Origin of the sequence: Larkinella arboricola (genome assembly GCF_003259745.1) — a bacterium.
In the GTDB taxonomy this organism is placed as follows: Bacteria; Bacteroidota; Bacteroidia; order Cytophagales; family Spirosomataceae; genus Larkinella; species Larkinella arboricola.
Genome location: NZ_QLMC01000007.1, coordinates 216,285 through 230,692, shown reverse-complemented (window position 1 = coordinate 230,692; position 14,408 = coordinate 216,285). Strand labels below are relative to the sequence as shown.

At 56.3% G+C, this 14,408-nt stretch carries 7 protein-coding genes; all 7 read right to left on the bottom strand.

Annotated features, from left to right (window positions below):
- Window positions 1–109: 109 nt before the first annotated feature.
- The 7 genes from LX87_RS24745 to LX87_RS24715 all read right to left on the bottom strand — a co-directional run bounded on the left by LX87_RS24745 (window position 110) and on the right by LX87_RS24715 (window position 14,013).
- A complete protein-coding gene (locus LX87_RS24745) occupies window positions 110–1,585 on the bottom strand; it encodes an MFS transporter (RefSeq protein WP_229310813.1) in 1,476 nt (491 codons plus the stop codon).
- 222 nt (window positions 1,586–1,807) lie between these two features.
- On the bottom strand, window positions 1,808–3,316 hold the full coding sequence (locus LX87_RS24740) for a family 43 glycosylhydrolase (protein ID WP_229310812.1): 1,509 nt from the start codon (window positions 3,314–3,316) through the stop codon (window positions 1,808–1,810).
- A 15-nt stretch (window positions 3,317–3,331) separates the two neighbouring features.
- Complete coding sequence (locus LX87_RS24735; protein WP_111631057.1) at window positions 3,332–4,387, bottom strand: glycoside hydrolase family 43 protein; 1,056 nt, start codon at window positions 4,385–4,387, stop codon at window positions 3,332–3,334.
- Window positions 4,388–4,451: 64 nt separating this feature from the next.
- Complete coding sequence (locus LX87_RS24730; protein ID WP_111630974.1) at window positions 4,452–5,975, bottom strand: RagB/SusD family nutrient uptake outer membrane protein; 1,524 nt, start codon at window positions 5,973–5,975, stop codon at window positions 4,452–4,454.
- An 18-nt stretch (window positions 5,976–5,993) separates the two neighbouring features.
- Window positions 5,994–9,152, bottom strand: a complete 3,159-nt coding sequence (locus LX87_RS24725; protein ID WP_111630973.1) for a SusC/RagA family TonB-linked outer membrane protein — start codon at window positions 9,150–9,152, stop codon at window positions 5,994–5,996.
- Window positions 9,153–9,527: 375 nt separating this feature from the next.
- On the bottom strand, window positions 9,528–11,006 hold the full coding sequence (locus LX87_RS24720; protein ID WP_111630972.1) for a RagB/SusD family nutrient uptake outer membrane protein: 1,479 nt from the start codon (window positions 11,004–11,006) through the stop codon (window positions 9,528–9,530).
- A gap of 16 nt (window positions 11,007–11,022) precedes the next feature.
- A complete protein-coding gene (locus LX87_RS24715) occupies window positions 11,023–14,013 on the bottom strand; it encodes a SusC/RagA family TonB-linked outer membrane protein (RefSeq protein ID WP_111630971.1) in 2,991 nt (996 codons plus the stop codon).
- Window positions 14,014–14,408 lie beyond the last annotated feature (395 nt).

The following is a 14,408-nucleotide window of genomic DNA, read 5'->3' as shown; positions in this document are numbered from 1 at the left end:
ACTTTTCCTTGATCAAATTAAACAAAAATAAGTCAAAAGATGATTAGTCCTGTGACTCATTCTTCCTGATTCGCAAGAAAATTATCCACCATCTGCGGACCGTTGATCCTTAGGTGGTACCGGCAATGGAGTTATCCGAAAAGACGGGTTCGGAGGGTGCCGAACCGGGTTTTCCGCGGGTTACGGAAATGATCGCGCCGGTTAGGACCAGACCCGCCATCGTGAGGTAAACGGAGCGCATCCCCATTAATTGAGCGGTCGCCGATTCGGGGGCTATGCTGTGCAGCAAGCCATAGCGGTTGCGGGCGCTGTACCAGACGGCAGCCGCCAGCGCAATGCCGATGACAAAGCCCAGGTTGCGCATGAAGGCAATGACACTGCTGGCAACGCCCCGCTGCGCCGTTGGTGCCGCATTCAGGGCGCTGCTGCTGTTGGGCGACTGAAACAGGCCGAATCCCAGGCTTATCAGCGCAGTCCGCCAGACCACATCCTTCCAGTCCCAGGTGCTGTCCAGAAACGAGAGGGCAAAATAACCACTGGCGGTAATCAGTAATCCGGTGCTCGAGAGCCAGCGGGTCGGGATGCGGCTGGACAGATAACCGCCCAGGGGCGCCACCAGACTAAGCGTCAGCGGACCGGCCAGCAACACCAGTCCGGCCCGTTCGGGCGTCAGGCCGATGATTTGCTGCAAATAGAAGGGGATTACAAACAAATTGCCGCCCGAGGCTACAAAACCACAAAAAGCCGCCAGGATAGCCGCCGTATACGACCGAATGCCGAACAGACTCAACGGCAGCATCGGTTCGCGAACCCGCCCCTCCCACAGCACAAACAACACCACCAGAACCGCCCCGACGGTGATCAGGGCTATTACGAGCGGATGGTCCCAGCCATAGTCGGTTTCCGGTCCAAAATCCAGGCCAATCAGCAGGGTCGTTACGCCCGTGAGAAACAGCGCGGCCCCGACCAGATCAAACCGTTGTCCGGTCAGCTTCGGGCTGGCGGGCAGAATGGTCCAGGCCCGCCAGATCGCCAGCAAACCGATGGGCACGTTAACAAAAAAGATGCTCGACCAGCCAAATTTACCCAGCAGCAGACCGCCAATAACCGGTCCGGCACTGGACCCGGCGGCCACAATTGACCCCATAAATCCCATCGCCTGCCCCCGCTCCTGTGGCGCAAACGTGTCCCCAATTATCGCCGGACCGACGGCATAAATCATGGCCGCGCCCAGGCCCTGAACCACCCGAAAAACCACCAGTGACGCCAGGTTCCAGGCCAGTCCGCAAAGCAGGGACCCGAACACAAACACGCAGAAACCCGTGATGTAAAGCTGCCGACGCCCGACCAGATCCGACAGCTTGCCCATGATGAGCAACGTACTGGTGGTCGTGAGCAGGTAACAGAGTACAATCCACTCGACGCTGTCTCCGGCATTCAGTTCCCGCCGGATGGTGGGCAGCGCAATGTTCACAATGCTGCTGTCGAGCGTAGACATGAACGTTCCGAACATCAGGGTGCCCAGAATCATCCATTTATTGGGAGCAGAAGAAGGTACAGTAGAAGCGGGTGCGGATGAAGACACGGAAAACAAGGTTAATTCGGGGATATAACGGCTTTATCCAACCGGTTGTTTAATACTGCTCCGTTCCATCATCTGACAAAAAACCGTCCCTTGTCTGCCAACCCGTCCGATTGGTAAACAAGGGACTCACGGCATACGATCAGCCGAAAAATCGTTCAGCAAAAATTCTGGCCGGTGCCGTCTACCTCATCCGCCCAACACCGTTTCCATTCGCCGGATTTGTTAGGGCTGGCCGGTTTTCATCACAAAATCCTCAAAAACAGCCCGCTGACCCGGTGTTCCACTGGCCGTAACGCCCACCCGAATGGCCCGGTCCCAGGGCGGCAGGTAAGCCCCGTCAACGGGTTGGGGAGTCAGGGATTGATAGGTTTTGCCGTCCGTCGAATAACCGAAGGAAAACCGATGGCCATCCTTCGCCAGCAATTGCAGATGAACCGCTTTACCGGCGGGCAGCGGTTGCGTGGACAGGACAGCCTTCTCGCCTTTCTGCATTTTCCAAACCGTTAGCTCACGCCCGTCGGTCGAAATACCCAGCGCATTGTCGTCATCACCGATGGCCGCCAGTCCGGCCTGTCCCGTCGAGCGTTTGCGGTTGACGGTTGTTGTTACGGTATAGTCGCCCGTCAGCGTCCGCTGGGCAACCGCACTGCCAAACTTCGTCGGCTGGGCGGTCAGGTTTAACGCGCCTTTCCTGACGCGAAACGTCGGCTGCTGGAAGATGGACCACTGCCACTGATCGGACAAGGTTTTGCCAGTAAACGAGTCCGTAATGGTAGCCGGAACGGGTTTCGCGTTGGCCAACACCGCTGTTTCGGGCAGAAATTTAATCCAGCCATCCTCCGTGAAGGTGAATTCCTTCAGAACCCCCTGCCGACCGGTATAAATATTCGATTCTTTGTCGTAGGCGTGGTACAGAAAGTAAAATTTGCCGTCTTTTTCGATGGCCGTTCCGTGGCCGGGGCAACGCCAGGAACCTTCATCGGTCAACACCGGGTTCTGGGCGTATTTTTCCCAGGGGCCGAGCAGGCTTTTGGCCCGTGCCACGCCCGTTGCGTAGGTACAGCCCGTTCCGCAGCAGCCCGCTCCGGCGTAAATCGCATAAAAATATCCGCCGTGCTTCACCATTGCAACACCTTCAACCAGGTTGTTTTCCCAGGGGGTGTCGTTCCGGAAAAGCTCCTTTTTTTCGCCGGTCAGGGCCGTGCGTTCTTCGTTCATGGGTTGTGCCCAGATGGGCGTCGGCTGCCGGACACTGTTGCCGTCTTCCTTCCAGATCAGGTAAAGCTGGCCGTTTTCGTCGCGCATCGGAAAACCGTCAATCGAGCCGTCGGGCTGTCCTACCAGCGGACCGTGATCGCGGTACGGCCCTTCGGGTCGGTCGGCACTGGCGACGGCAACGCACAGGTTACCGCCTTTTTTGTGGGCGGTATAGTAGACGTAAATCTTACCCTTTTCCTCGGTAATTTCGGGTGCCCAGAAGTAATAGTCGGCCCAGTCAGGAACCTTCGTAAAAATGTTACCCACGGTTTGCCAGTTCACCAGGTCGCTGGATTTCAGCAGCGGATAAGCCGGAAACCAGTTCGAGGTGGTGGCCGACGCCCAGTAGGTATTCCCCACCTTCGTAACGGACGGGTCGGGATAGTCACCGGGCATCACGGCGGGTTGCGACCAGGCGGAGAGAATGGATAAATGGGTAAACAGGACGATGAAAGCAACGCGGACTATTTTCATAAGAATGCAGGGAATCTAGTCGCCCGAAGGCCGTTTAATGTATTCGTTTAAGCTAACCGGCGAACCGAAATCGGGTGAGCCGTCGGGTTTCCAGCCAAAGGGCTGCATCCGGGCGGATCGAAAATCGGCACATCCTTGTCCCGGAGCCGGATTTGCGTGGTAAACCAGCCAGTATTCCAACGATCCGGCGGGCCCCGGTGTGGTAAAAAAACTGTTGTGGCCCACTCCATAGGCGGTCCCGCTGGCGTACGGCCCAAAAACCGGGTTCGGCGATTTGGTCCAGCTTGTCGGAGCCACGAGGTTGGCGGTCGTATCGGCCGAAAGCTGCCCCAGCGCGTATTGATCGGTGCCGCAGAAGCTTGCCGAATAAATAATGAACACCTTGCCGCCGTGGACCAGAAACTGCGGCCCTTCGTTGACGCCGAACCCTTCTTTTTCCCACGTTAGTTCGGGTGCCGACACCCGCACGCGTGGTCCTTCCGCCGTATACGGATTGGTCAGTTTACAGACGTATATATTCTGCGTTCGGTCCAGGTCGTTTTCCCAACCCGACCAGGCATAAAGCAGTTGCCCGTTGAGCCGCACCACCGTACCATCAATGGCCCATTTGTTGTCGGGCAGGTTCAGTTGCCCCCGATCAATCCAAGTGCCGGTGGTTGGGTCGGCGGCCGCGTTTTCGAGCACAAACATCCGGTGCGCCCCATCGACGCCGTTGTCGGCTGTGTAATAGATATACCACTTGCCATCAATGTGGTGGAGTTCGGGCGCCCAGATGTTGCGGGCGTTGGGACCGGTAGCCGGGGGTATCCAGACCGTCACCGGCGTGGCTGCGCTGAGTCGGCTGATGCTCCGGGTTTTGTAAATACGCAGGTTGGTGGCGGTGGTGTGCATCACATAATAAAAACCGTCCTTATGAATCACCCACGGATCGGGCGCGGGCGACAGGATGGGGTTTTTGAATGTACCCACCGTGTCAACGGGCGTAACGGGCGGGGCGGGTGTACCCGACGGGCTTTCCGCCGATTTACAACCAATGGCAAACAGCCACAGCAGAATCAGGTAGTTTTTCATTTTCAGGAAACGATGACGCCAACGGCAAAAGAAACCTTTTTCCGTTGGCGTCATTGATAAAATATTAATAATTCGGGTTCTGCGTCAGGTTGGGGTTCAGGTCGAGATCAAGCTGCGGGATGGGCAACAGCTCGCTTTTTCCCTTCACAAAGGTAGAAAAAGCCGGGTCGCGGGTGGCCAGTTGCGGACCGAGATCGCCCCAGCGGGCCAGGTCGTTCCAGCGATGCCCTTCGCCCGACAGTTCCGTTACGCGCTCGTGCTTGAGTTGCGCCAGGAATTGAGCCTGCGTCAAGCCGGGTCGGGTGGCCGTCAGCGTGGGCAAACCGGCTCGCTGACGAACCCGATCCACATACGGATACGCCTGGGCGGTTTTGCTGGTCGCGTTCAAGGCTTCGGCATACATCAGCAACACGTCTGCATACCGGATATACCGCCAGTTGTTGGGCGACCGGTACCCTTCTTCGTTTTTCCAGTGATCGTTCTGAAACTTGCGGAACCACACCCGTTTGTTGTTGGCCCCGTAGCGTTGCAGGAAAGTCTGGCCGTAAATCTGCGTAAAGGCCGGGCCACGCACGTCGGTTGAGTCGAACAGAAACGACGCTTCCAGCCGGGGATCACGCGCTCCGGTGGTCGTTTTTTCGTAAAATTCGTAAATAGGCCAGCGATTGGCTTCGCCGTCCGACCAGCCGATGCCCGAAGGACCAAAAAACTGGGCCAGCGACGTCCCGTAGTTGTGGTTCGGCGTCTCGCTGTCGTCATCCGTTCCTTCGGCCTCATTGATCTGGAATTGCCATTCAAATACCGATTCGCGGTTGTTTTCGGTGGTGGTCAGGAAGTTTTCGCGGTAGTTGGGCATCAGCGAATAGATGGTGCGCCCCTCGCCTTCCACCAGCCATTGCAACGGCGTCAGGGCTTCGTTGTATTTCTGCTGCTGCATCTGGGCTTTGGCCAGCAGGGCGTAGGCCGCCCCTTTGGTGATCCGGCCCAGTTCCGCACCGGTATAGGTGGTCGGCAGCACCGCAGCGGCTTGGGCCAGGTCTGTCTCGATCTGCGCCCAGACCTGTGCGATGGTCGCCGAAGCCGGTCGGTCACCCACGACTGACGTTTCCAGAACCAGGGGCACATTGCCAAACAGCGTAACGAGGTGATAATAGAACAGACCGCGAAAAAACCGGGCTTCCCCGATGTACCGCTGTTTCAGGGTTTCGTTCATCGGGATGTTCGGCACGTTGTTGATAACCTGATTGGCCCGGTTTACGCCGATATAATTATCGTTCCAGACGCTGACCGCATTGCCGTAATTGTAATCCGTCACCAGAAACTGGTCCATGTTGTTCACGATATCCGTAGCCGGGCTCTGGCTGCGTCCTTCGTCGGACCGGATGATGTAGTAGAACGGCATCCAGCGCGAAATACCGCCCCGGTGCAGGGTGCTGTACACGGAGTTAACGCCCGCCAGGGCATCGGCCTCGGTTTTCCAGAACGATTCGGTGGTTAACTGATTGGGATTGACAATATCCAGGTCCCGGTCGCAGGCCGTCAGCAGCGAGGTGGCCGCCAGCCCCAGACAGATGAGTATCTTTTTCATGATCAGAATGCGTTTTGGTTAAAATTCACCCGAGAGGCCCAGCGAAATCACGCGGGGTGAGGGCCAGTGCCCATCGTCTCCCCCCCGCTCCTGAATGTTGACCCCGGTTACGTCCGGGTCCATGCCCGAATATCCCGTAACGGTGAAAATGTTCTGGCCGCTGAGGTATACCCGGGCGTTGCGCACCTTAATGCGGGAAAGCAGTGTTTGCGGCAAGGTATAGCCAACTTCTATGTTCCGCAGCCGGCCGTAGGATGCGTTCTCCAGCCAGCGGTCAGTATACGCAAAGTTGTTGGCAATAATCCCCTGATTACCCGCTTCCAAGCCAATGCGCGGGTCGTCGGTACTGGTATTGGTGGGCGACCACGGGTTTACATCCGTCCGGAAGTTGGTGTTCTGGTAGCTGTCGAGCGCCCGGCGAACGCTGTTGTAAACCGTATAGCCAAATACGCCCACAAATTGCAGGTTCAGGCTGAACTGGTTGTAGCTGGCGTTCAGTTGGGCTCCGGCCTGAAGTTTCGGCCAGGGTGAGCTGACAAACTGCCGGTCGTCGTTCTGGGTAATCCGGCCATCGCCGTTGGTGTCGACATAGCGGATGTCGCCGGGTTTGGCATCCGGCTGAATCAGGGTACCGGTCGGTCCTTTGTAGTTGTTCACCTCCTCCTGGGTCTGGAAAATACCGTCCGTTTTCAGCACATACCACTGACCGACGGGCCGCCCGACCTGCGAACGGGTATTGCCGCTCTGGATGTAATTGATGTCCTGCCCCTGATTACCGACGTTTTCAACCCGGTTTTTGATGGTGGTCAGGTTACCCGACACATCCCACTTCAGGGCATGCTGGTTGTTGCGGTAGGTTACCGCCATCTCAACACCTAGGTTGCGGATCGACGCGGTATTGACGTACGGGTTGCCCTGAAGGTTACCCAGATAGCCCGGCACCGGCAGGTTCAGCAGGGCGTCCGACGACAGCGCATTGTAATAGTTGACCTCCGCCGTGATGCGGTTGTTCAGGAAGCTGGCTGTTACACCGTAATTCTGCGACAACCGTTCTTCCCAGCGCAGGTCGGGGTTGGCAAGCTGCGCCTGATAGGCACCGACGTTGGGAATCTGATCCGGTCCGAAGATGGCGCGGGGATTGTTGTTGATAAACGCCGTGTACGGAAACGAACCCAGCGTCGGGACCACGATGCCCAGCTTCCCGTAAGACGCGCTCACTTTCAGGTCGGAAATCCAGGGCACGCTGAAAAACTTCTCCTGACTGATGCGCCAGGCTCCGGCCACCGACGGGAAAAAGCCGGTGCGGTAATTGGACCCAAACCGGGAATCCTGATCGACGCGCCCGGTCAGCGTCAGCAGGTAGGTGTCATTATACGCGTAGTTAATCCGGCCCAGATACCCCAGGATTTTATAGTGAGTTGGCGTACCGCCCGCCGAGTTCGAAATCCCCGTAGCGGCATTGATGGTCGAGAAATACTGACCGCCCGAGGTGGCCAGGTTGGTCCGCGACCCGCCGGTATTATCGCTCCGGGCCGTTTGCTGGCTGATCCCAACCACCCCGTTGATGCTGTGCTTTCCGAAGGTTCGGTTGAAGTTCAGCGTGTGCTCAAAGAGCAGGCTGTAATACCGCGAGCGAGTCTCCCCGACCGAACTCGGCACCACGGCGGCATTGTATTGGTAAACCCCGATTCGGCGCAGGGTCTGGTTATAGTCAAAACTCACTTCAAGCCCGGCATTGAAGCGGTAGGTCAGCCAGTCGGCAAATTTAAAATCCAGATAAGCATTCCCGACGGCTTTGGCAAAATTGTTCCGGTTACTGGCCAGATTCCGGACGGCTACCGGGTTGTAGGCATACGTCACCGCGTCCGGATAGGTTCCGATACCGTAGCCCAGCGGATTGCTGGCGTTGATGTAACGCGGGTCCTGCACCGGAATAACGGGCAGCATCTGGGCCATGTCGTAAATGGGGTTGCCCGCCGGAAAGTTCTGAATGTTGGAGTTGGTCAGCACCAGATTCTCGCCCACCGTAAAGCGTCCGAGTTCGCTCCGGGTATTGATGCGCAGGCTGGCCCGGTCGAAATCGCTGCCAGTCACATAACCGGCATTTTTAAAGTAGCTTCCCGAAACCAGATAGGAACCGGTTTTGGTTCCCCCCGACAGCGTCAGGTTGTAATCCTGCAAACTACCGGTGCGTAATACCTGATCCTGCCAGTCGGTATTGATGTTGGGATTAAACGTACCGGTTGCCACGCTGGCCGGGGGCGTCTGGCCCGAGTTTTCGTACTGCTGCCGCTGCAAGGCCGCAAACCCCGACGCATCCATCACATCCCAGCGTTTGTAGACATTCTGCACCCCGTATTTGGCCGAAAATGACACCCGGGTCGGGCCTTCCTTGCCTTGTTTGGTGGTAATAATAATGACGCCGTTGGCCGCCCGCGAACCATAGATGGCAGCCGCCGACGCATCTTTCAGGACCTGAATCGATTCAATATCGTCGTTGTTGATGGTCACGTTCGCGTCGGCAATCATCCCGTCGATGACGTACAGCGGATCGGTGTTCAGGAAGCTGGCCACCCCCCGAATCTGGACGGAAGCCTGCTGGCCCGGAACACCCGTATTCCGGACGGTCACCCCCGGCGACAGACCCTGAATGGATTCGGCCAGGGAGTTGGCGGTCACCCGGTTGGCCTGCTCGGGGCTAATGACATCGTTGGCGCCGGTCACATCCCGCTTCCGAACGGTCTGGTAGCCAATCACGACGACTTCGTTCAGGGTCCGGTTATCCGGCACCAGCTTGATGGTAACGGTCGTCTGATTGGCAATGGTCACATCCTGCGTCACATAGCCCACACTCGACACGGTGAGCGTTGTGGCATCGTCGGCCACGTTCAGGGCAAAGTTCCCGTCGGCGTCAGTTGTGGTTCCGTTCTGGGTGCCTTTCTCAATAATCGACGCACCCGGCAGAGGAGAATTGGTTTCATCGACGACCTGCCCGGTAATGCCTTTGACGGCAGCCGGTTTCGTTAGTTTAACTGTTTCGGGTCGGGATATAGACGTTATCGAGGAAGCGGTTCCGCGGGATTTGGCAGCCAGCAGCGGTGCCGTCGGGGATTGGGCAACGCTGTACAGGCTTAACCCCATCAGCAGGACGGTTAAGGGTACACATCGGTTTTCCATAAAAAATCGTATGGTTTAATTTATCAGACAGATGAAAGAACGTAGTTCTGACGACGGCTTGTCGGGTGTCGTCAGCCGATTCGGTTGTGCCTTTACTCAGAAAGAGCATCCCTCAACAGATTGTTTTTCCGTCATGTGAAAAATTTTTTAAAAAGTATGGCAATACCGATAAGTCGCAGAGAATGAACGCTTGTCAACTGGCAAACGATAACAACCCAGCAGGGAAATCGGAGAAGCGGTATTCTTCTTAAAATGAGGTAACGGCCCGAAAAGCGTGGGCGATCCTGAATTTATCCAACCCAGTTTCTCTGTCTGTACATAAAAAAGCCCGCCTTTTTGAAAAAAGCGGGCTGAACTAGATTTATAGATGGCCGTTTACTGATTCAGATTCGGGTTAATCGACGTATCCGAATACGGCAACGGGAACCAGTAGTTAGCCTTGGTAATGGCTTTGATCGGTTGCAGGTCCTCCGGGCTTTTGGCCGCGTTGGCGGCTTCGACCCGTTCCAGCCGAATCAGATCGAACCAGCGGGTCCGCTCGCAGGCAAACTCCCAGGCCCGTTCCTGCACCACGGCATCAGCAAACTGGGCGGCCGTCAGCCCGTCGGCCGGAGTCAGCGGTTTGGCCCCCGCCGGTAAGCCCCGCAGCCGAACCTGATTCAAGGCATCGTAAGCTGCCTGGTCCGGTCCGCCCGTGCCGCGCGCTTTGGCCTCGGCGTAGATGGTCAGCACGTGGGCGTAGCGCATCATGACGGAGGGCAATGAAACGCTGGAGGTAACGAGGTTGCCCTTGATGTACCATTTCTGGTAGTACGGGTGTTTGGTCAGGCTTTGCTGCCAGGGAATTTTGGTTGCGCCCAGGCCAAATTCGGTGCGGAACGTTGCGTCTTTGCGCGGACCGGCCGGAAAATCCCGGAAGAAATTCAGTTCGGCAAACATATCATCCCAGCCGCCTTCTTCACCCGGCATGGTTGTGCTACCGTAGGTCGCATTGGCCGTACCGCTGCTGCCCGTAAAACCGTTGATCTGGAACACGGATTCGGGAAGAATAGCCACAGCGGGATCATTCGCGAAGACTTCGGCAAACGTCGGCATCAGGGCAAAACCGTACGTAGCCCGGTTGTCAATGACTTCTTTGGCTTTTGCCGCGGCCAGGTCGTACTTGTCGGCCTGCTTCAGCGGCCAGCCCGCCATCGTCAGGTACACATCGGCCAGAAATGCCTTGGCCGACCCCACGTTGGGCCGACCCGGATCGCGCCGGGTGTTGGGCAGCATGGTTTCCGCTTTTTTCAGGTCATCGACAATCAGGGCGTACACCTCAGCGGGGGTCGATTTTTTGATCGTCAGCAGGTCAGCCGAGTATTCACCCACCGTCACCAGTGGAATATTGCCGTAAAACCGCGTCAGCCAGTAGTAGGAAAAAGCCCGGATAAAATACGCTTCCCCGGCAATGATGTCGATGGTCGCTTTCGTGCCCGTCGTTTTCTGGTAATTGTTGATGACGTTGTTGGCACCCTGAATGGCTTTGTAACAACCGTTGTATACCGCTCCCGACCGCTGGTTGGTGGTCGATACGTTGAACTGGTCGAACTCGCGCCAGTCGGCTTTGTTACTGGCGGGGTGGGTAGTCACGTCGTCGCTGCCGATGGTGGCGGCATTGGCCGAGGGGTGAATGAAACCGTAGCCCCATTGGTTGGCCAGACCCCGATAAGCCCCCGTCAGGGCCGACTCCAGACCGTCCTGAGTAGCCAGCACATTGGGGCCGTAGAGCAACCCGGTGGTATCTTCTTCGAGGTAATTTTTGCAGCCCGCTCCCAGCATGGCTACAAGGACAAATAGCAATATCTTTTTCATGAATGGTCGAAAGAGGTTAGAAGCCGAGGTTTAAGCCGAACGTATACGTTTTGGAGTTGGGATACGAACCGTAGTCAATACCGATGGCCGTATCGGTGCCCGAACCCACCCGCGCCGACTCCGGATCGGGGCCTTTGTAGTCGGTGAACGTCAGCAGGTTGGTTGCGCTGACAAAGACCCGAATGTTGGCTTTATTCCGGAGAAAACTGTTTGGCACGTTATACGAAAGACTGACGTTTTTCAGCCGAACGAAGGAGCCACTTTCCAGAAACCGGCTCGATTGGGTAAACGGCTGGTACGTTCTCGTAAAGGCCGGAATGTCGGAGGTTTCGTTGCCCGGACGGTAGTAATCCCGAATTTCGGACAGAATGAACTGCCGCGCATCCCCCGAACCCGACAGGGCAGCCGCCCGGGTATAGTTGAGTTTATCGACGCCAAACACCCCGTTGAAGAACACGTTCAGGGTTAAGCCTTTATACGAAATCGTGTTGTTCCAGCCGCCGGTTGCTTTCGGAAACGCCCGGCCAATAATCTGGAAGTCGTCGGTGGTGATGGTATTGTCGCCGTTCAGGTCTTCGTAGTGCGGATCGCCCGGAACGCGGCCAAACCGGGCGGCCAGATCGGCTTCGTTCGGTTTGAACGTTCCCAGATACCGCAGACCCCAGTACGACCCCAGCGGTTCGCCCGGCATGAGCATAAACTCGTTGGTGGTCGACATCCCCGCGCCCACGCCCGTACCGGTGCCCAAACGAGGCAGGTTGCCCAGACTAATCACACGGTTTTGCAGCGTCGAAAAGTTCAGGTTGGTTTCCCACCGGATACCGCCTTTGTCGATGGGTGTTCCGCCGATGGAAAACTCAAAGCCTTTGTTTTCAATTTCGCCCACGTTCCGGTATTGGGTACCGCCCCCGGCATAGCTCGGAATGGCCACGTTCAGCAGTAGATCGGTCGTGTTTTTCTTGAAATAATCGGCTTCAATGCGGAGTCGCCCGTTCCAGAATTCCATTTCCAGCCCCACATCCACCTGCCGCGTAGTTTCCCATTTGAGGTCCGGATTACCGGGATTGCCCAGAATTACGCCAGCCGTAGCCGCTGAGTTGTTAAAGGCCACATTAGTGGTTCCATAGGTCGACAGGGTTGCGTAGGGATTGATGGCCTGGCTACCCGTCATCCCCCAGCTTCCCCGCAGTTTCAGGTTGCTGAATACGCCGAGATTTTTAATAAATTCCTCCTCCGACAACCGCCAGCCAAGTGCTAATGACGGGAAAACACTGTGCCGGTTATCCTCGCTGAATTTGGACGAGCCATCCCGCCGAACGGCCGCCGTGAGCAGGTACTTGTCTTTGTAGCTATAGTTGACGCGACCCAGCAGCGAGAGCAGCGTCCATTTCTGGTAGCCCGACGATACCGTCGCTGCGGTATTGCCGCCGATGTTGTTGTAGCCCAGTTGCGGAAACCGGAGCCCGGACGCACTCGCGTTAAAGTTCCGATCCGTGAACTGCTGCGTTTCCAGTACGGCCACGGCGTTGATGGAGTGATCGCCCACTTTCAGGTCGTAGTTCAGCGTGTTGGTGTTTTGCAGCGTAATCTGTTCCGACGAGTACCGGTTGGCATTCGGCACGTTGTTGGACAACCGCTTGCCCGTGAAGTTCAGGTTCTGCGCATTCAGGTAATTAACCGCATACTGCAAATCCACCGAAAAACCCTTGATGGGCAGTTTGTAGTTCAGGCCCCCATTCAGGTTGATGCTCGACCGGTTGGCGTCGATGGACTGGTCGTACAGAAAATCCAGCGGGTTCCGGAAGACCGAACCGATGGGGTCCGTGAACGTCGGCTGACCGTCAGAACCGTAGGCGGGTGTGGTGGGCGCCCAGGCCAGCGCCTGCACGATAGCACCCCCGTCGAGCGTGTTGTGGTTCTGCGACCGCGTTCCCCACAGGTTAATCCGAAACGAAAGGTCGTTATTGATCTGGGTGTTCAGGTTGGTACGCAGAATGTAGCGTTTAAAACCGCTGTTATTCACAATACCGTTCTGATTCAGGTAGTTGCCCGAAATTAAAAACGTGGTTTTCTCGCCCCCACCCGACAGCGTTACCTGATGCTGCTGGCCGGTTCCGGTCCGGAAGACCAGACTTTGCCAGTCGGTTCCGCCGTTCTGCCTGAACTGCGCAATCTGATCGGCGGTAAACGGCAGGTTCGAACCGGTTGCGGTGGCCCGGGCGTTCACAATTTCGGCAAATTCGCCCGCCGGAAGCACGTCATACCGTTTGATGTTCTCCGAAATACCGTACTGGCCTTCGTAATTTACTTTCAGCCCTCTTGCGCCTTTTTTGGTTGTGATAATGACCACGCCATTCGCCCCACGGCTTCCGTATATCGACGTTGAAGCGGCATCTTTCAGAATCTGAATCGTCTCAATATCGTTCGGATTAACAAAATTGAAATCGGCCCCTACGAATCCATCGACAATGTACAGCGGGTTGTTATTGCCCAGTACGGAGTTAGCGCCCCGAATCCGGATGCGGGCATCGCCCCCGGGGGCACCGTTGGTCTGGGTTACCTGCACCCCCGCAGCCCGTCCCTGCAGAACCTGATCCAGCCGGGTAACGGGTTGCTGGGCAAACTCTTTGGTAGAGATGGCCGTCAGGGCACCGGTTACATCCGTTTTGCGCTGCGTACCGTACCCCACCACCACGACTTCACTGAGCGTCTTCTGATCTTCGGCCATCTGAACATTGATCACCGAACGGCCATTGACAGGGATGGTCTGGCTTACATAACCGATGTTGGAAAAAACCAGCGAGGCATTGCTGGCCGCGTTCAGCGAGAAATTACCCGACACGTCGGTAGAGGTACCTGTTGTGGTGCCGCTCACCTGAATATTGACGCCGGGAAGTCCCTGATTGTCGGGTCCGGTCACTTTGCCGGTCACCCGGTTGGTCTGCGCGAAGGAGTAACCCGGCCCCAGAAGCAGCAGAAAAAAGAGGAGTTTTAGAGATTTTACCATAATTGAAAAGGGATTTTTGTTAAGGAATCAGAGGATGCAAACAGACAGTACGGCTGGAATTAATCAGGAGCGGCCGACGGTTGGGCTGTTACGAAGGCACCTAAGCAGGCACCATAGGCTTGTGGTTTCCTGCGAGAGAACAAGGAGGTTTTCATTACTCATTTGGTTAGAATATAGGACAATTGAAATGACTCGCTTAATCGTTTAAGCAAAGAATTATATCCGGATCAAATCCTCATTTACGAAGACTTTGACGGTATTCTCCCTTAACCAACCGGGGTGGATAGGATTATGACTTTTCAGCCGTACTGCTGGACGGGTGGCAACAGATCGATTTTTCGACCATCAGACGTTCGATACCTCATCTGAAAAGGGCTTCTTTTTGGCGCTGGCTT